Annotated in this window: 25 protein-coding genes and 1 riboswitch; of the genes, 6 read left to right on the forward strand and 19 right to left on the reverse strand. The window is 69.4% G+C overall.

What is annotated here, in order from left to right; translation table 11 throughout:
- Positions 1-72: 72 nt before the first annotated feature.
- A riboswitch (glycine riboswitch) is annotated at positions 73-161 on the reverse strand.
- Positions 162-238: 77 nt separating this feature from the next.
- The 9 genes from AB0N22_RS04780 to AB0N22_RS04820 all read right to left on the reverse strand — a co-directional run bounded on the left by AB0N22_RS04780 (position 239) and on the right by AB0N22_RS04820 (position 5539).
- Entirely contained in the window at positions 239-823 is a 585-nt protein-coding gene (locus AB0N22_RS04780) for a MerR family transcriptional regulator (RefSeq protein WP_364636696.1), read from the reverse strand.
- A gap of 165 nt (positions 824-988) precedes the next feature.
- Complete coding sequence (locus tag AB0N22_RS04785; RefSeq protein ID WP_364636698.1) at positions 989-1468, reverse strand: bifunctional nuclease family protein; 480 nt, start codon at positions 1466-1468, stop codon at positions 989-991.
- 4 nt (positions 1469-1472) lie between these two features.
- Positions 1473-2192, reverse strand: a complete 720-nt coding sequence (locus tag AB0N22_RS04790) for a MerR family transcriptional regulator (RefSeq protein ID WP_364636700.1) — start codon at positions 2190-2192, stop codon at positions 1473-1475.
- Positions 2189-2641, reverse strand: a complete 453-nt coding sequence (locus tag AB0N22_RS04795) for an FHA domain-containing protein (protein WP_364636702.1) — start codon at positions 2639-2641, stop codon at positions 2189-2191. Before AB0N22_RS04795 ends, AB0N22_RS04790 begins: the two co-directional genes overlap by 4 nt.
- A gap of 100 nt (positions 2642-2741) precedes the next feature.
- A complete protein-coding gene (gcvH, locus tag AB0N22_RS04800; RefSeq protein WP_364636704.1) occupies positions 2742-3119 on the reverse strand; it encodes a glycine cleavage system protein GcvH in 378 nt (125 codons plus the stop codon).
- A 19-nt stretch (positions 3120-3138) separates the two neighbouring features.
- Positions 3139-3843 (reverse strand): DUF881 domain-containing protein, encoded by a 705-nt coding sequence (locus AB0N22_RS04805; protein WP_364636706.1) that lies wholly within the window; start codon positions 3841-3843, stop codon positions 3139-3141.
- Positions 3836-4168 carry a small basic family protein gene (locus AB0N22_RS04810; RefSeq protein WP_364636708.1) on the reverse strand — a complete coding sequence of 111 codons (333 nt, stop codon included), beginning with the start codon at positions 4166-4168 and terminating at the stop codon, positions 3836-3838. Before AB0N22_RS04810 ends, AB0N22_RS04805 begins: the two co-directional genes overlap by 8 nt.
- Positions 4165-4962, reverse strand: a complete 798-nt coding sequence (locus AB0N22_RS04815) for a DUF881 domain-containing protein (RefSeq protein WP_364636710.1) — start codon at positions 4960-4962, stop codon at positions 4165-4167. The genes AB0N22_RS04810 and AB0N22_RS04815 overlap by 4 nt, the downstream gene beginning before the upstream one ends.
- A 1-nt stretch (position 4963) precedes the next feature.
- Positions 4964-5539, reverse strand: a complete 576-nt coding sequence (locus AB0N22_RS04820) for a CDP-alcohol phosphatidyltransferase family protein (RefSeq protein ID WP_364636712.1) — start codon at positions 5537-5539, stop codon at positions 4964-4966.
- Between the two features lie 210 nt (positions 5540-5749).
- On the opposite strand from AB0N22_RS04820, the gene AB0N22_RS04825 reads away from it, so the two are divergent.
- Positions 5750-6367, forward strand: coding sequence for a superoxide dismutase (locus AB0N22_RS04825; RefSeq protein ID WP_364636714.1), 618 nt, complete (start codon positions 5750-5752; stop codon positions 6365-6367).
- Positions 6368-6401: 34 nt separating this feature from the next.
- Here AB0N22_RS04825 and AB0N22_RS04830 read toward each other — a convergent pair whose 3' ends face one another.
- Genes AB0N22_RS04830 through AB0N22_RS04845 form a run of 4 tightly spaced genes read right to left on the reverse strand, consistent with a single transcriptional unit; the run spans position 6402 to position 10080 of the window.
- Positions 6402-8360: a cytochrome c oxidase assembly protein gene (locus AB0N22_RS04830; RefSeq protein ID WP_364636716.1), complete on the reverse strand. Its 1959-nt coding sequence runs from the start codon at positions 8358-8360 to the stop codon at positions 6402-6404.
- Positions 8341-8853, reverse strand: a complete 513-nt coding sequence (locus tag AB0N22_RS04835) for a copper resistance CopC family protein (protein ID WP_364636718.1) — start codon at positions 8851-8853, stop codon at positions 8341-8343. The genes AB0N22_RS04830 and AB0N22_RS04835 overlap by 20 nt, the downstream gene beginning before the upstream one ends.
- Complete coding sequence (locus tag AB0N22_RS04840; RefSeq protein ID WP_364636720.1) at positions 8846-9517, reverse strand: YcnI family protein; 672 nt, start codon at positions 9515-9517, stop codon at positions 8846-8848. The genes AB0N22_RS04835 and AB0N22_RS04840 overlap by 8 nt, the downstream gene beginning before the upstream one ends.
- Positions 9518-9552: 35 nt before the next feature.
- On the reverse strand, positions 9553-10080 hold the full coding sequence (locus AB0N22_RS04845) for a hypothetical protein (protein WP_364636722.1): 528 nt from the start codon (positions 10078-10080) through the stop codon (positions 9553-9555).
- A gap of 99 nt (positions 10081-10179) precedes the next feature.
- Between AB0N22_RS04845 and rocD the strand changes: the two genes are divergently transcribed.
- Entirely contained in the window at positions 10180-11394 is a 1215-nt protein-coding gene (gene rocD, locus AB0N22_RS04850; RefSeq protein ID WP_364636724.1) for an ornithine--oxo-acid transaminase, read from the forward strand.
- A 76-nt stretch (positions 11395-11470) separates the two neighbouring features.
- Positions 11471-12055: a DUF6624 domain-containing protein gene (locus tag AB0N22_RS04855; RefSeq protein ID WP_364636726.1), complete on the forward strand. Its 585-nt coding sequence runs from the start codon at positions 11471-11473 to the stop codon at positions 12053-12055.
- On the opposite strand, the gene AB0N22_RS04860 is transcribed toward AB0N22_RS04855, so the two are convergent.
- From AB0N22_RS04860 to AB0N22_RS04875, 4 genes are all read right to left on the reverse strand, one after another.
- Positions 12052-12852, reverse strand: coding sequence for a fused MFS/spermidine synthase (locus tag AB0N22_RS04860; RefSeq protein WP_364639217.1), 801 nt, complete (start codon positions 12850-12852; stop codon positions 12052-12054). The two genes, AB0N22_RS04855 and AB0N22_RS04860, sit on opposite strands and share 4 nt — an antisense overlap.
- Positions 12853-12878: 26 nt before the next feature.
- Entirely contained in the window at positions 12879-13916 is a 1038-nt protein-coding gene (locus AB0N22_RS04865; RefSeq protein WP_364636728.1) for a Gfo/Idh/MocA family oxidoreductase, read from the reverse strand.
- Positions 13917-13926: 10 nt separating this feature from the next.
- Positions 13927-14958 carry an LLM class flavin-dependent oxidoreductase gene (locus AB0N22_RS04870; RefSeq protein ID WP_364636730.1) on the reverse strand — a complete coding sequence of 344 codons (1032 nt, stop codon included), beginning with the start codon at positions 14956-14958 and terminating at the stop codon, positions 13927-13929.
- A 62-nt stretch (positions 14959-15020) separates the two neighbouring features.
- Positions 15021-15251 carry an RNA-binding S4 domain-containing protein gene (locus AB0N22_RS04875; RefSeq protein ID WP_364636732.1) on the reverse strand — a complete coding sequence of 77 codons (231 nt, stop codon included), beginning with the start codon at positions 15249-15251 and terminating at the stop codon, positions 15021-15023.
- A gap of 50 nt (positions 15252-15301) precedes the next feature.
- Between AB0N22_RS04875 and AB0N22_RS04880 the strand changes: the two genes are divergently transcribed.
- Positions 15302-15955 (forward strand): HAD-IA family hydrolase, encoded by a 654-nt coding sequence (locus tag AB0N22_RS04880; protein ID WP_364636734.1) that lies wholly within the window; start codon positions 15302-15304, stop codon positions 15953-15955.
- Positions 15952-16320: an RNA-binding S4 domain-containing protein gene (locus AB0N22_RS04885; protein WP_364636736.1), complete on the forward strand. Its 369-nt coding sequence runs from the start codon at positions 15952-15954 to the stop codon at positions 16318-16320. Before AB0N22_RS04880 ends, AB0N22_RS04885 begins: the two co-directional genes overlap by 4 nt.
- Here AB0N22_RS04885 and AB0N22_RS04890 read toward each other — a convergent pair.
- Positions 16317-16718 carry an NUDIX domain-containing protein gene (locus tag AB0N22_RS04890; protein ID WP_364636738.1) on the reverse strand — a complete coding sequence of 134 codons (402 nt, stop codon included), beginning with the start codon at positions 16716-16718 and terminating at the stop codon, positions 16317-16319. The genes AB0N22_RS04885 and AB0N22_RS04890 overlap by 4 nt on opposite strands.
- On the reverse strand, positions 16715-17311 hold the full coding sequence (locus AB0N22_RS04895) for a TIGR00730 family Rossman fold protein (protein WP_364636740.1): 597 nt from the start codon (positions 17309-17311) through the stop codon (positions 16715-16717). Before AB0N22_RS04895 ends, AB0N22_RS04890 begins: the two co-directional genes overlap by 4 nt.
- A 131-nt stretch (positions 17312-17442) precedes the next feature.
- On the opposite strand from AB0N22_RS04895, the gene AB0N22_RS04900 reads away from it, so the two are divergent.
- Positions 17443-17688 carry a hypothetical protein gene (locus AB0N22_RS04900; protein WP_364636742.1) on the forward strand — a complete coding sequence of 82 codons (246 nt, stop codon included), beginning with the start codon at positions 17443-17445 and terminating at the stop codon, positions 17686-17688.
- Position 17689: the final 1 nt, after the last annotated feature.

The following is a 17689-nucleotide window of genomic DNA, read 5'->3' on the forward strand; positions in this document are numbered from 1 at the left end:
CAGGGGTAGAGGCGTCGGACTGCCCCTCCCCTTCTGTCACGCTCCCGTGCGGGCAGAGTGCTCCAGAATTGCCTCGGTCGCGTGGTCCTTGGTGCCTGAGAGGTTCCGGGGAGGAATTGCCCCTTCGGCGTCGCCTGGGCGAACTCTCCCACGCGCGATCGACAGCACAACCAGTCTACAAGGCGAACCGTCGGGAGCCCCACATGGTGGAGCTCCGGCGTGCCTCAGGCGTGGATCCTCAGGACGACAGGCGCGCGCGGCGCCGGGCGGCGAGCTCGTCGTCGGCCAGGCTGATCTCGACCGCGCGCTCGCTCGGGAGCTCGTGGAGCGAGCCCTCGATCTCCTTCCACACACCGCCGATCGCGATGCCGAACACGCCCTGGCCGCCTTGCAGGAGGTCGATGACCTCATCGGCCGAGCGGCACTCGTAGACGCTGGCGCCGTCGCTCATGAGCGTGACCTGCGTCAGGTCGTCGGTGCCGCGGACGCGCAGGTGGTCGATCGCGATGCGGATCTGCTGCAGCGAGACGCCGGCATCCAGCAGTCGCTTGATGATCTTGAGCAGCAGGATGTCCTTGAACGAGTACAGCCGCTGCGTGCCCGAGCCGGTGGCCGAGCGCACGGTCGGCTCGACGAGCCCGGTGCGGGCCCAGTAGTCGAGCTGGCGATAGGTGATCCCTGCGGCGCTGCACGCCGTGGGGCCGCGGAAGCCGGCGTCCTCGGGCAGCGGTGAGACATCATCGGTGAACAGCAGGCCTTGGTCGCTGGCCTCTGCGGCTGCTTCCGTGGTGGCCGTGACGTCGTCGTCGCGTGACTCGATCATCCGAAATGCCTTCCAATGCTGTGTATTGGGGAAGACTACCTCCACGGAACTACATCCGTGTACCTTCAGTAGTTCTCTCAAGGTAAGGGTGAGACTTTCCCAAAGCAACGACCGAGCGTACGGCTCGGCGTGTCGCAACCCTCAACTCTCACGTGAGGGTTGAGCTCAGGTCCCCGGTGGAGGCTTCTCGAAGTCCTCCGGGCTGATCTCGTCGAGGAACTCCCGGAACTTCTCGATCTCCTCGTCCTCGTCGGTCGTCGCCATGATCCCGGCCTCGTCGAGGACGTCCTCCGCACAGAGGATCCGCGCTCCCGATCGCAGGGCCAGGGCGATCGAGTCGGAGGGCCGAGCCTCGACCTCGGCGCCGGACGCGAAGGTGAGGGTGGCGTAGAAGACACCGTCCCGCACGTCGATGATCTGCACCTCGTCGAGCTCGTCGCCGAGCGCCTCGACGACGTGCTGCATGAGCTCGTGCGTCAGCGGGCGAGCCGTCTCGGTGCCCTGCTGGGCGTACGCGATCGCGGACGCCTCGACCGCACCGATCCAGATCGGCAGGTAGCGACCGCCATCGAGCTCCCGCAGCAGCACCAGCGGCTGGTTCGTCGGCATCTCCACCCGCACCCCGACCACCTCGACCTCACGCATCGGACTATCCGCGCAATCGACTTCTGACGAGGACGCTCTGCAAGCGCACGGACAGGGCGGCGAGGGCGGAGACCGTCTGCTCGCTCGCCTCCTTGTCGAGCTGGCGAGCCCGCGGCGTCACCACCTGCTCGAACAGCGCCACCTCGCGGTCGGCCGCCGTGCTGAAGATGCGGAGGTGACGCGGCTCGATGCCGAGCTGGACGAACTCCCCCACCAGCGCGGCGACCTGCAGCGCCTCGCCGTCGTAGTAGGTCTGGCTGGGGCGCCGCACGATCAGCCCGAACTCCTCGATCGCCTCGAGGGTGGCCGAGTCGATGCCGGCCGACTCGAGCAGCTCCTCGCGCGACAGGCGGACACTGCTGCGGGGCTCGGCGAAGGTCTCGGGGGTCGGCAACCCGTCCGCTGCGAGGCTGAGCCGCGGGACCCGGGTCGTGCTGCCGACCTCGGTGTCAGGGACGACACCGCGGTCCATGTCGTCGAGCACCTGGCGGATGTGTCCCAGCGGCCAGAACTTGTCACGCTGCTGGCGCAGGATGAAGCGCAGCCGTTCGACGTCCCCGAACGAGAACTTGCGGTAGCCCGAGGATGTGCGCTCCGGCTCCAGCAGGCCTTCGGACTCGAGGTAGCGGATCTTGGTGATCGTGAGGTCCGGGAACTCCGGCAGGAGCTCGTCGAGCACCTTGCCGATGCCGAGGCGCGAGAGCTCCGGCAGCGGCTCCGTCACGCCTGCCCTTTCAGGGCTCCGGCGAAGTAGATCAGGCGGTACTTGCCGATCTGGACCTCATCGCCGCCAGCCAACGTCACCTCGTTGTCGATGCGGTCACGGTTGACGTAGCTGCCGTTGAGGCTGCCAAGGTCCGCGATCGCGTAGCCGGCACCGCTGCGGGTGAAGGTCGCGTGGCGGCGCGAGACGCTGATGTCGTCGAGGAAGATGTCGCTCTCGGGATGACGCCCCACGGTCACGACGTCGCTGTCGAGGAGGAATCGCGCACCGGCATCGGGGCCGCGCTGCACCAGCAGCATCGCGCTGCCGGCCGGCAGGTTCTCCACCGCCGAGACGTCGGACGCGGACATCTCCTCGGTGTCGGCATCGAGGATCGGGATGTGCGTCGTGTCATCACTCGGAGGCACTGGTCCGGCGGTTCCGTCGGGCTCGTGGTCCGGCGTTGACATCGGATTCACTCCTGGAGGTCGGGGTCTTCAGTGGGGGTTGAGACTTCGTCTCCAACTTAGCACCCCGGGTGGTCCCGAGGCGCCGTGAACGGGTGGTCGTTCAGTCCGAGACGAGCGCGGAGTAGGCCTCGGCCTCGAGCAGCGACGCGGTCGGGTCCTCGTCGGCCGTGCGCACCTTGATGAGCCACCCCTCGCCGTACGGATCGGAGTTGATGACCTCGGGCCCACCCTCGAGCGCGTCGTTGCGGGAGACGATCTCGCCGGTCAGCGGCGAGAAGATGTCGGAGACCGACTTGGTCGACTCGAGCTCGCCGATGACGGCACCTGCCTCGACCCGCTCCCCCACGGCCGGCAGCTCGACGTAGACGATGTCTCCGAGCTGGTCCTGGGCGAAGTCGGTGATGCCGATCGTGGCGATGTCCTCGTCGAGACGCACCCACTCGTGCTCTTCGCTGTAAAACAGGTCCTCAGGGATCACCGCGTGCTCCTAGCCAGGGTCAAGAAGAAGGTCGAGCGTACTCAGGAGCCTTGATGTCCGCCAGCGCCGTGATCGTGACCTTGTCCTGCTCCGTCACGGTCGCGGTGCCGCCTCGCGTCGAGATCCCGTCGATGAGTCCGCCGGGAAAGCGTACCGCCCCGGCGAGCGTTGACGAGTCACCGATCGCCTCGATCAGGTAGGGCCGCTTGATCTCGCGTCCACCGACGCGGATCTCGTCGTCGTCGTCGAGGAAGTACGTCTGCGCGACCACGCGGGCGACACCGTTGATCGCGATGGCCTCGGCCCCGCCGTCGCGGAGCTTCTCCACCGCGTCCAGCAGGGCTGACGCGTCGATGTCCTTGTCGGGGTCGTTGATCACGACCTCGACACCGGGCCCCGTGGCGCCCTTCGTGCCGGCGAGGATCGCGAGCTCCTCGGCCCGCTCCTTGGCCTGCCGCTCGGCACTTGCGGACCGCTGCGTGCTGTTGAGCAGCCCGTCCCGGGTGGCGGTCAGGTCGTCGATCTGCGTGCTCAGCCGCTCGTTCGCGGCATCGAGGGACTTGAGCAGCTCGACCAGGTCGTCACCGCGCACGCCGGAGTAGTCGTCCTTGTCCTCGTGCCTGACCTGCACCACGATCGCGAACGCCAGGCCACCGATCAGGGCTGCGACGACGACCTGCGCGACGGTCGGCCGGAACAGCGAGCGCCACCTGGACTCAGGCATGGAAGATCCTCCTCCGGATTGCTGCGGCGTTGGCGAAGATCCGGATGCCGAGCACCACGACGACGCCGGTCGACAGCTGCGAGCCGACGCCGAGCTGGTCGCCGAGGTAGACCATGAACGAGGCGATCAGGACGTTCGAGATGAACGACACCACGAAGACGCGATCGTTGAAGCGGCGCTCGCCGAGGGCGCGGAGCGCGCCGATGACGGCGTCGAGGGCCGCGACGATCGCGATGGGAAGGTACGGCTGCAGGTCCCTCGGCACGGTCGGCTCGAGGAGCAGCCCGGCCACGATGCCGATGGCCAGGCCGATGACCGGGATCATTCTTCCCCCTTGATGGCTTTCGCATGGCGGATCGTCATGCGCTTCTTCGGTGCAGCTGGGACGTCGAGATCAGACGATGGTGTCACGCCGAACTGCACGGCTGCGTCCTTTTGCCGCGATGCCCAGTAGCGCCCCGCCGGATTGTCCTCGAATCGTTGCATGAGGGTGTCGCTCTGCCCGATCGCGACGACGGTGTAGGGCGGCGCGATGTCACGGAAGTTGACGTTGATGGCGCCGTTCGCGAAATGGATGCCCGTCAGGCTGCCGATGCGCTCGCCGTTGATCGCCACCGCCTCCGCGCCGGCGTACCAGAGCCCGTTGACGAGGATCTGCAGGTCGTCGTCGGTGATGCCGCCGTCGACGTTGCGCTGCAGGCTCGGGCTGACCACGACGGTGATCCCGGGCCCCTCGGCCGCCAGGTCACCCGCCTCGATCCGGAGGTTCTGGTAGCTCGGGTCGAAGCGGTTGGCTGAGGCCGACAGCTCGTCGACCTCCTCGCGGAGCCGCTCGGCAGTGGCCTCGCGCTCGGTCTGGAGCTCCTTGCGCGCCGCCACGTCGCTGATCAACGTGCTGCGCGCACGCTCGGTGGCCGGCCGGTCGTTGCGCGTCTGCACAGCGGCCATCATCACCAGCAGCGCGAAGACCGCGAGGACCAGTGCCGTGAGCGGGGTGTTGAACTCGCGCGACTGGGCGTAGTCGCCGGCGCGGACGACGTAGTAGTCATCGTCCAGCGCGGTGTCGGCAATCTGCTCGAGCAGGCCCTCCGCCTGCGCCGCCGCATCCTGCTCGGCCATCTCAGCTCCGGACGACGGGGGCCGTCGACGTCATGAGTCGACGCACCTGGAACGCGTACAGGACGCCGCCCCACCAGTAGAGCGCCACGCCCCAGATCGTGAACGCCCAGCCGAACACGTTGGCCAGGTCGGCGACGGTGCCCGTCGCGTCGCCCAGCAGCAACAGCGGGAAGGCGTAGAGGAGGCTCGCCGTGGCAGCTTTGCCGAGGAAGTGGACCGGCAGCGAGCTGTAGCCGCGCGTGCGCAGGAACGGCACGAGGCTGAACAGGAACACGTCCCGCAGGGGCAGGATCACCGCGAGCCACCACGGGATGATGTCGCGGTAGCCGAGGCCGATGACGACGGCGAGGATGAAGAAGCGGTCGGCGACAGGGTCGAGGATCGCCCCGATCTTGGACGTCTGGTTGAGCCGGCGGGCCAGCTTGCCGTCGAGGTAGTCGGTGAATCCCGACACCATCAGGACGGCCAGCGCCAGCTCGTCGTACTGCGGACCGAGCACGAGCCAGAGGAACACCGGGACCAACAGCAGGCGTACGAAGCTCAACGCGTTGGGGATCGTGAGGATGCGCTCCTCCATCTCGATCCTCCTCGCGTCTCGTCAGGTTCCCCCCGGAATGTCCACAGACAGACTAGGACATGGCGACCTGCCGCCTGCCCGCGGACACGAGTGCGCTGCCCACGGGTTGGGCACCGCCGTTGCGCACGGGAACAGGACTGACAGACTGGCGGTTGAAACGCATACAACTACACACCGGGCACACGAGGTGCCCACGTCCCGAGGAGGATCGTGGCTGACTACACACTTCCGGATCTGCCGTACGACTACGGCGCACTGGATCCGCACATTTCGGGCAAGATCATGGAGCTTCACCACTCGAAGCACCATCAGAACTACGTCAACGGCCTGAACACCGCCCTCGAGAAGCTCGAAGAGGCGCGCAGCAACGAGGCTCACGACACGATCAACCTGCTGGAGAAGAACCTCGCGTTCAACCTCGGCGGTCACATCAACCACTCGATCTTCTGGAAGAACCTCTCCCCCGAGGGCGGCGACAAGCCCGATGGTGAGCTGGGCGCCGCGATCGACGACAACTTCGGCTCGTTCGACGCGTTCCGCGCGCAGTTCGAGGCGTCGGCGCTGGGCCTGCAGGGCTCCGGCTGGGCGATCCTGGCGTGGGACACGCTGGGTCAGCGGCTCATCAACGTGCAGCTGTTCGACCAGCAGAACAACATCCCGGCGACGCTGATCCCGATCATCCAGCTGGACATGTGGGAGCACGCGTTCTACCTCGACTACCTCAACGTCAAGGGCGACTACGTCAAGGCGTGGTGGAACATCGCCAACTGGGCCGACGCCCAGGCGCGCTTCACCGCAGCAACCTCCGGCGGCCAGATCATCTTCTGACCGGCCACCGGCTGACGGCGGGATCCCTGGGCGACTAGGGGTCCCGCCGTTTTCCGTGCTCGGCCAGGTCGCGCAGGCGCGCGTTGTAGGCCTCGAGCTGCTCGTCGCCCGTACGGCTCTCGGAGCGGTCGAACCGCTTGGCCTCACGGGCGTCCGAGCGGAACCACTGCACGAGGATCGCGACCATCACGAGGATCAACGGGATCTCGCCCATGGCCCACGCCATGCCGCCGCCGAGGTACTGGTCGGCCAGCAGGTCGGTCCGGTAGGGCCGGTCGAGCGACCGCCAGTAGTCCGCGGCGAAGACCGTGTTGGACGACATCACGGCGACAGCGAAGAACGCGTGGAACGGGACGGTGACGAGCAGCATCCCGAACCGCACGAGCGGCGCGACGGCACGCGGCGCCGGGTCGATGCCGATCAGGACGTAGTAGAACAAGGTGCCGACCGCCAGGAAGTGCAGCTCCATGACCGGGTGACCCCAGTGGTTGCCCATCAAGGTCTCGAACGCGCTGCTGAAGTACAACCCGTACAGGCTGCCCACGAACAGCACCGGACCGACGACCGGGTGGGTGAGGAGCTGCGAGAACCGGGAGTGCAGGAACGAGAGCAGCATCGTGCGCGGCGACACCTCGCCCGGCTGGCGGGGGCCCGGCAGGGTCCGCAGCGCCAGCGTCATCGGAGCGCCGAGCACCAGGAAGATCGGGGCGACCATCGACAGCAGCATGTGCGAGGCCATGTGGGCGCTGAACAACACGTGCGAGTAGACACCGAGGCCGCCGAACGTCGCCCACGCGATGACGCCCATGCCGGCCAGCCACGAGATCGTGCGTCCGACCGGCCAGGCGTCGCCGCGACGGCGCATCGCCCAGACCCCGCGAAGGTAGAGCGCCGTGCCGAGGCACACGATGGCGAGCCCGACGCCGTTGCCGGACCAGCCCCACAGCAGCCGCAGGACGGTCGGCGCCGCCGGCATCGGACCGCCGAGGAGCTCCTCGATCGGGGTGTTGAAGACGTTCTCGCCGACCGGGGTCGGGGTGCGGGAGAGGGCCACTGCCAGGCCGATCGTGGTCGCCATGATCAGCAGCTCGGTGAACGCGAGCCGCAGGAACCCGCCGCCTTGGCTGATGATCCTGCGACGCTGCCGCCAGCCGAGCCAGCCGAGCGCCACCAGCGCCGCGACCTTGAGCAGCACGAGGCGACCGTAGGAGGATCCGAAGACGTCACCGAGCGACTCGAGGCGGACCGACGCGTTGACGACGCCCGACGCGCCGATGATGACGAACGACCACAGGGCGAGCGTCGAGAAGCGGGCGATCGCCGGCTCGAGGCGCTTGCTGCCGTGGGAGGCGACCCAGCCGAGCGCGGCCAGCCCGCCGACCCACAGTGTCGCCCCGAGCAGGTGCAGCAGCAGGCTGGTCGTCGCCAGGTCGTGCGAGCCGGACGACGCCGCGTGACCCGTGAGCGCGATGGGCGCCATGCCGGCCAGCGCGAGACCGAGCAGCCCACCGAGGGCGCGTGTGCTCAGCGTCCACCGCGTACCGATGGCGACGACTCCCGCGAAAGCAGCCTGGAGCAGGACGGCACGACCCTCGGACGCCTGCGCATATCCCGAGACGTACGCCCAGGTGAGCTCGGTCAACGAGGCGGCGAAGGTCTCGCCGACCTTGACGAAGAAGTAGAAGATGCTCGCGAGGCTCCACACCATCGCCCAGCGCGAGGCGATCCTGACGGCGCGGACCGCCAGGCCCTCGGCCTCGGGACCCGACGACGGCAGCAGGAAGACGGCGGCCGCGAGGAGGCCGATCACGAGGAGTGCCGAGGCGTCCGTCAGGAGCTTGGTGGACGGGACGGCCCAGCCGACGAACGATCCCGGGCTGGGGATGTCGGCCAGGGCCTTCTGCGGCGCTCCACCGCCCACCTCGAGGAACAGCACCAGTGAGATGACGGCGATCAGGAACGCCAGGACCACGTCACGTGTTGCGCGTGTCATCTCGCCTCCTCAGGGGCGCGAGCAGCAAGGCGATCGCCGCCGCAGCGGCCAGGATGCCCCAGAACAGATGAGCGCTGTGCCGGTGGATGAACGTCTCCTCCTCGGGCGGGTCGACCTGCTTGACGGTGCGCCCGGTCGTGGTCGAGTAGCGGATCGTGCCCTCCACCGGGTGGCCGTCGGCCGAGACGACTCGGTAGGCCACCGTGTAGCGACCCTTCTGTCCGGCGTCGGCGACCGTCGCCGTGACCCGGTTGTCGACCGCGCGAACGGCGCTGACGTCGACCTTGCTGCCGTTCGGCGCGGTGACCGAGACGTAGGCGGGGTTGCCGACGTTCTCGTTGAACGTGAACGCGAACGTCGACGGACTCGTGGGCAGGCTGGCCCCGTCCTCGGGGTCGGACCCGACGAGCGACGCATGCGCCGACGCCGGGCCCGACCCCACCAGGAGCAGGGCGATGCCCAGGAGAGCCACGCGGAGGACGACGTTATGCACGACGTCGATTCTCCCGCAGTGCCACAACCAGGGCGACGGCCGCCACAACGAGGGCGCCGCCACCGAGCCAACGCCCGGTCATGTCGCTGTCACTGCCCTCGTCATGCGTGTGCGCCTGGGCCTTGCCGTCGTCCTCCGCCGGCTCGGCCAACGTGAGCGTCGGGGCCGGGTGCTCGGGCTCGGTGTCGCCCTTCTGCACCTCGTCCCAGGCCACGACCTCGCCGTCGCTGTAGGTCTGCTCGGCGGTGAAGGCGATCTCGCCCGTCTCGGGGAACGGCCCGCCGGACAGCGCGAACTCGTCGAACTGCGACGGCGCGATGCCGTTGCCGGTCGCCTCCCAGGTGATCGTGCGTACGGCCTTGGACAGCTCGAACTCCCCCACCTTGGTGGGCTCGTCGAGCGTGGCCTCCTTGATCGTCACCTTCCAGCCCGGCTTGGACTGGGCGGTGACGAAGGCGAACGGAGTGTCCTCCGGCAGCGTGACCACGAGCTTGGTCGTGGACGCCGTCTCGGACTCGGTCGGCACGCGGAACACCGCCTTGCCGAACTCGCCCGGCTTCGCGTCGGTCGTGCTGACCGTGACGTGGGCGAGGGCGGGGCCGGCGATCCCGACGAGGGCGACCGTGATGAGCGCAGCAGAAAGCCGCGCGATGGTGCGAGTCATGAAGTGTCTTTCTGTGAAGGGTGTGCGGAACGGGATCAGCTCCCGTTCGGCGGACCCCTCTCGACACGCGTGTGCGCGAGGCGTACGTCGTGGAGTGCGAGCGGCGCGACGGCCAGCGGCAGAGGCCGCCAGGACGGGATCGTGACGACGCCGGCCTCGAGTGCCATGGCCCGCAGCCCGAGCCGCTCGGCGAGCTGCCACACGAAGGCTTCTCCACGAGCCAGGATCACGGCGCTGACTGCAGTCGCCAGCACGTGGGCCATCAGCATGCCCGCAGTCATCTGCATGTCGCCCGTGGAGCAGCCCAGGTGCACGACGACCTGGCAGAGCAGCAGCAGCCCGACCAGCTGACCGGGGGTCACCCGGCTTGCCGAGAGCAGCCACGCAACGGCCGCAGCTCCGCCGAACGCGGCGATGACGGCGCTGGAGCCGATCGTGCCGCCTGCGCTCGTGTGACCGACGGCAGCGGTGGCGACACAGGCCAGCGCGGCCGCGGTCGAACGTACGACCCGGGTCAGGCCTGCGGCCGGTCGCAGCGCGACGTCGAAAGCAGGCCCGGACACCACCTCAGGCTATCGACCCGCTTTCGCCGGCCTGGCACCGGCACGGCTGGGAAACGACGCCGTCCGGGCTGATCCTCGCGGGCTTGTACCGTGGGTCACATGGCGACCACCACCAACGACACCGCGTCCTTCATCACCCTCGACGAGCAGTGGGGAGCGCACAACTATCACCCCCTCCCGGTCGTCATCGCCGAGGCTGAAGGCGCCTGGGTCACGGACGTCGACGGCAACCGCTACCTCGACTTCCTCTCGGGCTACTCGGCGCTCAACTTCGGGCACCGGCACCCGGCGCTCATCGACGCCGCCCGCGAGCAGCTCGACCGCCTGACGCTGACGTCGCGCGCGTTCCACAACGACCAGTTCGGCGCGTTCTGCCGCGACCTCGCCGCGCTGACCGGCACCGAGACGGTGCTGACGATGAACACCGGCGCCGAGGCGGTCGAGTCCGCCATCAAGGTCGCCCGCAAGTGGGCGTACGAGGTCAAGGGCGTCGCGTTCGACCGCGCCGAGATCATCGTCGCGGCCGGCAACTTCCACGGCCGCACCACGACGATCGTGTCCTTCTCGGACGACCCGGCGGCCCATGACAACTACGGGCCCTTCACCCCCGGGTTCGTCACCGTCCCCTACGGCGACCTCGACGCGGTGCGCGCCGCGATCACCCCCAACACCGCCGCGATCCTGATGGAGCCGATCCAGGGCGAGGCCGGGGTGATCGTGCCGCCCGCGGGTTTCTTCGCGGGGATGCGCGAGCTGTGCGACGAGAACGACGTCCTGCTCATCGCCGACGAGATCCAGTCGGGGCTGGCCCGCACCGGCAAGCTGTTCGCGCTCGACCACGACGGGGTGCGCGCCGACCTCTACACCCTGGGCAAGGCTCTCGGCGGCGGCATCATCCCGGTCTCGGCGGTCGTCGGCCGGGCCGACGTGCTCGGCGTGCTCAAGCCCGGCCAGCACGGCTCGACGTTCGGCGGCTATCCCGTCGCCTGCGCCGTCGGCCGCGCCGTGGTCGGTCTGCTGGAGACCGGCGACTTCCAGGAGCGTTCGCGCGAGCTGGGCGAGCACCTGCACGGCCGGCTCGAGGAGCTCGTCGGCAAGGGCCTCGTCGCCGTACGCGGTCGCGGCCTCTGGGCAGGCATCGACATCGACCCGTTGGCAAAGACCGGACGCGAGGTGTCGATGGCGCTGCGTGACCGCGGCGTCCTGTGCAAGGAGACGCACGAGCGCACGCTCCGCATCGCTCCCCCGCTGGTCATCACCCGCGAGGAGATCGACGGCGCCGTCGACGCACTGACCGAGGCCCTGCACGCCTGAGCCCACCGTGCCGGCTCCGGAACCCCGGGCAACGGGCGCGATCAGCGCGTACGTTGTGCTGCACGGAGGCCTCACCATGCACAAGCTGACGATCCTGCTGGCCGGACTGCTCCTGGCGCTCACCGCATGCGGGGGCTCGGAGACCCGTGACAAGCCGGTGCAGAAGTTCGACCAGGCGCTGCACGACGAGCTGATCGCGATGTTCGAGCGCGACCAGCTGGATCGACTGGGCGGCAAGCCGTCCAACGAGAGCGACCAGGACCGGACGGACCGGCTGGAGGAGATCATCGACGAGCACGGCTGGCCGACGATCGCGCTCGTCGGCAAGGACGGCGAGGACGCGGCGTGGACGATCGCGCAGCACTCCGACCTCGACAAGCCGTTCCAGGCCAAGGCACTCAAGCTGCTCCGCAAGGCGGTGGCAGACAAGCAGGCCTCGCCGGGCAACCTCGCCTACCTGGAGGACCGGGTCGCGGTCGGCAGCGGCAAGCCCCAGCTCTACGGCACCCAGATGGGCTGCGGTCCGGACGGTCCCGAGCCGGCCACCCCGATCAAGGACGAGGACGGGGTCGAGGAGCGGCGCAAGAAGGCCGGCCTCGAGCCCCTCGCCGACTACGTCACCGAGATGACGGCGGTCTGCGCCGAGGACGAGGCCTCCTAGCTGAAGAACGTCGCCCCGCCGGGCGGCGCGGGCGACCGCTCGCTGTCGACATCGGTGAACGGTGTCTTGCCGGCGAACCTCTCGACGACGTCGCGGTAGGGCAGCACGCGGTACGGGAACGCCGAGCTCGCCGCCCGCCGGGTCAACGCCTCCCACGGCAGGGGTCGCTGCGAGGCGGAGACGAGCACGTTGCCGAAGCGGCGACCCTTGAGCGTCGCCGGCTCGGCGCTGATCATGACCTGGTCGAAGCTGTCCCGGACGCCGCGCACGACCCGGCGGACGTACGGGAACGGGGCCCGGTCCGCGAGGTTGAGCAGCACCACGCCGTCGTCGACCACGACCCGCGCGAGATCGGCGAAGAACTCGGCGGTCGACAGCTCCGCCGGCACCTGGGCCCCGTCGTACGCGTCGAGGATCACGACGTCGGCGAAGTCCGGTCGCAGCGCCGCGACACCGGAGCGGCCGTCGACCGGGCGGACCTTGACGCCGCTGTTGCGCGGCAGCGGCAGCCGCTCGCGGACCAGCGCCGTGACCCGCTCGTCCGGCTCCAGGACGATCTGCGCCGATGTCGGCCGGGTCACCGCGACGTACCGCGGGATCGTCATCGCCGCTCCGCCGATGTGCACGACGCGCAAGGGCTTGCCCGGGCTGCCGAGCGCGTCGATGACGTCGGCGATGCGCTGCATGTAGTCGAACTCGAGCCGGGTGGGGTCGTCCAGGTCGACGTGCGACTGGTCCGTGCCGTCGATCCGCAGCGTGTGGCCCGACGGCCGGTCGCGGTCCTGGACGATCTCGATCGTCCGATCACCGGCGCCGTCGGGCGTCACTCGTGCAGGCCCGCTGCCGTCAGGTCGTCACCGATCTGCCGGCGGATCTCGTCGGACGCCTCGAGCGCGACGATCGAGTGATCGAGGGTCCAGAGCGGAGTCCGGGTCTCCCCCGCCGCGATCCGGCGCGCCGCTTCGGCGGCCTGGAAGTGCAGCCCGGATGCCTGGTTGCCTCGCGGCTCGTCGTACGTCAGGGTGCGGTCGGGTCGGCGCAGGGTCAGCGGACCGGGGCTGTGGTGCTGGGGCTCGACGGTCAGGACGCCCTCGGTGCCGACGATCGTGACCTGGTTGGCCAGCAGCCCGTGCAACGTCGTCGAGAGCACCGACAGCGTGCCGCCGGCGTGCGTCATCGTGGCGCCCAGCTGACCGTTGACACCGTGGGGATCCTGCTGGCCGAGGGCGGCGACCGATTCGTGCGGTCCCAGGATCGAGGTGATGAACGCGAGCGGGTAGATCCCCAGGTCGAGCAGAGGCCCACCGGCGAGAGCCGGGTCGAACACCCGGTGCCCTTCGGGGAACGCCTCGCCGTACTCGGAGTGGACCGACGTGATCGTGCCCAGGGCACCGTCCTCGACGACCTGGCGCACGACGTCCCACTTGGGTAGGAACATGGTCCACAGCGCCTCGGCGCAGTAGAGGCCGGTCCGCTCCGCCACAGCCGCGATCTCGCGGGCCTGGCTCGCGCTGAGGCCGATCGGCTTCTCGACGACGACGTGCTTGCCGGACTCCAGGCTCAGGATCGCGTGCTCGAGATGCGCGGGGTGCGGCGTCGCGACGTAGACGATGTCGACGTCGTCGAGCGCCGCCAGCTCCTCGTAGCTGCCGACGGCGGTGCGTACGCCGTACGTGTCAGCGAACTCCTGTGCGCGGGGCAACGCACGCGAGCCCACCGCCACGACCTCCTGACGGGTGTACGTCTGCAGGGACTCCGTGAACTGCGCCGCGATCCATCCGGGACCCATGACGCCCCACCGCAGGGGCGGCGCCTCCATCGGGTCCGGCGTACGCGGGCTCGGGAAGGCGGCGAGGTCCATGCCGAGGACTCTAGGCGAGACCCTCGTGCACCAGCGGCACGACCTCGCGGCCGTACAGCTCGATGCTGCGCATGAGCTTGTCGTGCGGCAGCGTGCCGTTGCTGAACTTGAGGTCGAAACGGTCCATGCCGAGGATCTTGGTGTTGCGGATGATCTTGTCCGCCACGGTTCGCGGTGAGCCGACGTAGAGCGCGCCCTCGGGCCCGGCGGACGCCTCGAACTCCTGACGGCTCGCCGGCGGCCAGCCGCGCTCCCGACCGATGCGGGTGCGCTGCACCTCGTAGTGGGGCCACAGCTCGTCGAGCGCCTGCTCGTCGGTGTCGGCGACGTGCCCCGGCGAGTGGACGCCGATGGGCAGCTGCGGCTTGCCGAGCTGCTCGAGCGCCTGGCGGTAGAGATCCGCGTACGGCTTGAACTGCGCGGGCGGGCCGCCGATGATCGCCAGCATCAGCGGGATGCCATAGCGCGCCGCCCGGATGACCGACTCGGGGCTGCCGCCGACGCCGATCCAGGTGGCGAGGCTGCCGGCCGCGGTCTTGGGGAAGACCTCCTGACCTTCCAGCGGCGGTCGGAGGTTGCCGGACCACGTGACCGGTCCCTCCTCGCGCAGGCGCGCGAAGAGATCGAGCTTCTCGCTGAACAGCTCCTCGTACTGGCTGAGGTCGAAGCCGAACAACGGGAACGACTCGGTGAACGAGCCGCGCCCGAGGATGACCTCGGCGCGACCGTTGGACAACGCGTCGAGCGTCGCGAAGCGCTCGTAGACGCGGATCGGGTCGTCCGAGCTGAGCACCGTCACGGCGGTGCCGAGGTGGATGTCCTTGGTGCGCGCGGCGATCGCGGCGAGCACGACCTCCGGCGCGGTGACGGCGAAGTCCTCACGGTGGTGCTCCCCCACCCCGAAGAACGCGAGACCCAGCTCGTCGGCCAGGACCGCCTGGTCGACGATGTTGCGGATGACCTCGTCGTACGGCAGGGGGTTGCCGTCGTCGCCGAAGGTCACGTCACCGAAGGTGTCGAGTCCGAGCTCGAGCTGCGCCATGTCTTCTTCTCCCGGTAGAGGTACGCCCGTTCAACACCGCGTACGTCGGCGCTGTTCCCGGGTCAGCCGACCTTGGCGCGCAGGACCGAGCCGGGCAGCAGCACCTCGACCAGCATGCCCTTGGCGAGCTGCCGGCCCCGGCGCGTCTCCACGTCGCCGTCGACCTTGACGTCGCCGCCCTGGATGAGCTCACCGGCGGCCGCGCCGGACTCCGCGAAGTTGGCGAACTTGAGGAACTGCCCGAGGCGGATCATGTCGCCGGTGATCGGGACGACTTCGATGTCGGGGTCCATGCGCCCAGCCTGCCACGCCGGGCGTGCAGCCGCGTGCGAGGATCGACGGCATGGAGCAGACGGTCCGCGCCCGTGCCGTGATCTTCGACATGGACGGCACCCTGGTCGACTCGAACGCCGTCGTCGAGGCCATCTGGACCCGGTTCGCCGAGCGATTCGGCCTGGTCACCGCCGACGTGCTCGCGTTCTCCCACGGGCGGCAGACCATCAGCACCGTCAACCGGTTCGCGCCAGCGGACCTCGATCACGAGGCCCTGGCTGCTGAGCTCGCCAGCACCGAGATCGAGACGCCGGGCGGCATCGTCGAGATCTCCGGCGCGGCGGCGTTCGTCGAGTCGGTCCCTTCTGATCGCACGGCGCTCGTCACGTCCGCACCCCTGCTGCTGGCCAAGACCCGGATGACCGAGGCGGGCGTGCCGATGCCGCCGGTGGTCGTACCGGCCGAGGACGTCGCCCGCAGCAAGCCCGACCCCGAGGGATATCTGCGGGCCGCCGAGCTGCTCGGGGTCGACCCGCACGAAACCGTCGTGTTCGAGGACGCGCCGGCCGGCATCGAGTCGGGACGTTCCGCCGGTGCGCAGGTCGTGGTCGTCGGCCCGTACGACGGCACGGAGGCCGAGGGTCTCCCCCGCATCACCGACTTCACGTCGACTCGAGCTGCTGTCCAGGGCGACGAGATCGTCATCACCCTGGGCACGGCATGACCGGACCGGCGACAGCACGTGCCGATGTGTGGATCTCGTCCGTACGCCTTTACAAGACCCGCTCGATCGCATCCAACGAGTGCAAGGCCGGACATGTGCGCATCAACGGCGTCAAGGCCAAGCCCGCGCAACCCGTCAAGGTCGGCGACCGGATCGAGGCGCTGACCGAGGGCGGCCTGCGCATCGTTGTCGTCACCAAGATCATCGTCAAGCGCGTCGGCGCGGCGATCGCGGTCGAGTGCTACGACGACCACACGCCGCCACCGCCGAAGGAGGAGGTCGCGATCATGCCCCGGCGCGACCGCGGCGCGGGTCGACCCACCAAGCGGGACCGTCGAGCGCTCGACCGCCTGCGTCGGCGCTAGGCGAGCAGGAGCGGCAGCAGCGCTCGGCTGCTCAGCGGGGCCAGGTCGATGCTCCCCGGCGCTGCCGGGTCGACCCAGATGCACTCGGCGATCTCGGCCGCCACGACCGGTGCCGCGGCATCGATCGTCAGGCTGAAGACCTCGGCCAGGACCCGGTGGCCGGGCTCGTTGGCGGCGTCCTCCTCGAACGTGCCGACCCACGTGAACGCCTCGGCTGGCAGGTCGAGGCCCAGCTCCTCGACCAGCTCGCGGCGCAGGCACGCCAGTGGGCTCTCGTCGGGCTCGATCTTGCCGCCGGGCTGCATGAACACCGTGGTGTCGTGCTTGCGCACCATGAGGGCGCGGCCGTCGGCGTCGACGGTGAGCGCTGCGGCCACGTGGATGACGGGCGCCGTCACGGCTGGGGCACCTCGTCGGTGGCCTGGCCCCACTTGTCGGTCCACGACGGGGGCGCCTCGAGCATCGTCAGCAGGGCGTCGAGGTCGTCGGCGAACGACACGATGCCGGATTGCTCCTGCCGCACGAACCCCGACGAGACCATCCCGTCCAGCAGGTCGCGCATCGGCGCCCAGAACCCGGCCACGTCGAGGAACCCGCACGGCTTGGCGTGGATCGTGAGCTGAGCCCAGGTCCACTGCTCGGCGATCTCCTCCAGCGTCCCGGCCCCGCCCGGCAGCGCGATGAACGCGTCCGACAGCTCGGCCATCAATGCCTTGCGCTCGTGCATCGACTCCACGACGTGCAGATCGGTCAGGCCGTGGTGCGCCAGCTCGCGGTCGTCGAGCTGACGTGGGATGACCCCGATGACCTGGCCGCCGGCCTCCAGCGCAGCATCCGCGACGGCGCCCATCAGACCGACGTGCCCGCCTCCGTAGACCACGGTGATCCCACGCTCGGCGAGCGTACGGCCGGTGTGCCGGGCCGCCTCGGCGTACGCCGGCTCGTTGCCGAAGCTGGATCCGCAGAAGACGGCGACGGCGCTGAGAGTCATGGTTCCATCCTCGCGTGACGGGCACCCGCATCCCCAACCGGGTTCCTCGGGTTGTCCCGCCGACGAGGTGGCAGCAGACTGGGAAAAGGCCGTCTCGTTGGACGGTCATCCGCTTCGCCACAGGAGGACACATGACGAACACTCCCGAAGAGCCGCTCACCGACGACGAGCTCGTCACCAGCCCGGGCGCCGGACCGACCGCCGGCGGCGGGGACGCCGACGGCACCGATGGCGGCGACGCTGACGGCACCGACGGTGACGCCACCGACACGACCGACGGGGACACCACGGACTCCGACGGCACCGACTCGGACGGCTCTGACTCCGACGCCACCGACGGCGACGCCACGGACAGCACGGACGGCGACGCGTCCTGAC

The organism is Aeromicrobium sp. NPDC092404 (assembly GCF_040684095.1).
Classification (GTDB): domain Bacteria; phylum Actinomycetota; class Actinomycetes; order Propionibacteriales; family Nocardioidaceae; genus Aeromicrobium.

Bases quoted from the DNA above. Each gene is read 5' to 3' on its own strand.
- AB0N22_RS04855 (WP_364636726.1), top strand. From the start codon at position 11,471: ATGCACAAGCTGACGATCCTGCTGGCCGGACTGCTCCTGGCGCTCACC.
- rocD (WP_364636724.1), top strand. From the start codon at position 10,180: ATGGCGACCACCACCAACGACACCGCGTCCTTCATCACCCTCGACGAG.
- AB0N22_RS04810 (WP_364636708.1), bottom strand. From the start codon at position 4,168: ATGATCCCGGTCATCGGCCTGGCCATCGGCATCGTGGCCGGGCTGCTC.
- AB0N22_RS04900 (WP_364636742.1), top strand. From the start codon at position 17,443: ATGACGAACACTCCCGAAGAGCCGCTCACCGACGACGAGCTCGTCACC.
- AB0N22_RS04815 (WP_364636710.1), bottom strand. From the start codon at position 4,962: ATGGCCGAGCAGGATGCGGCGGCGCAGGCGGAGGGCCTGCTCGAGCAG.
- AB0N22_RS04840 (WP_364636720.1), bottom strand. From the start codon at position 9,517: ATGACTCGCACCATCGCGCGGCTTTCTGCTGCGCTCATCACGGTCGCC.
- AB0N22_RS04880 (WP_364636734.1), top strand. From the start codon at position 15,302: ATGGAGCAGACGGTCCGCGCCCGTGCCGTGATCTTCGACATGGACGGC.
- AB0N22_RS04895 (WP_364636740.1), bottom strand. From the start codon at position 17,311: ATGACTCTCAGCGCCGTCGCCGTCTTCTGCGGATCCAGCTTCGGCAAC.
- AB0N22_RS04785 (WP_364636698.1), bottom strand. From the start codon at position 1,468: ATGCGTGAGGTCGAGGTGGTCGGGGTGCGGGTGGAGATGCCGACGAAC.
- AB0N22_RS04865 (WP_364636728.1), bottom strand. From the start codon at position 13,916: ATGGACCTCGCCGCCTTCCCGAGCCCGCGTACGCCGGACCCGATGGAG.
- AB0N22_RS04805 (WP_364636706.1), bottom strand. From the start codon at position 3,843: ATGCCTGAGTCCAGGTGGCGCTCGCTGTTCCGGCCGACCGTCGCGCAG.
- AB0N22_RS04795 (WP_364636702.1), bottom strand. From the start codon at position 2,641: ATGTCAACGCCGGACCACGAGCCCGACGGAACCGCCGGACCAGTGCCT.
- AB0N22_RS04820 (WP_364636712.1), bottom strand. From the start codon at position 5,539: ATGGAGGAGCGCATCCTCACGATCCCCAACGCGTTGAGCTTCGTACGC.
- AB0N22_RS04875 (WP_364636732.1), bottom strand. From the start codon at position 15,251: ATGGACCCCGACATCGAAGTCGTCCCGATCACCGGCGACATGATCCGC.
- AB0N22_RS04870 (WP_364636730.1), bottom strand. From the start codon at position 14,958: ATGGCGCAGCTCGAGCTCGGACTCGACACCTTCGGTGACGTGACCTTC.
- AB0N22_RS04780 (WP_364636696.1), bottom strand. From the start codon at position 823: ATGATCGAGTCACGCGACGACGACGTCACGGCCACCACGGAAGCAGCC.
- AB0N22_RS04885 (WP_364636736.1), top strand. From the start codon at position 15,952: ATGACCGGACCGGCGACAGCACGTGCCGATGTGTGGATCTCGTCCGTA.
- AB0N22_RS04830 (WP_364636716.1), bottom strand. From the start codon at position 8,360: ATGACACGCGCAACACGTGACGTGGTCCTGGCGTTCCTGATCGCCGTC.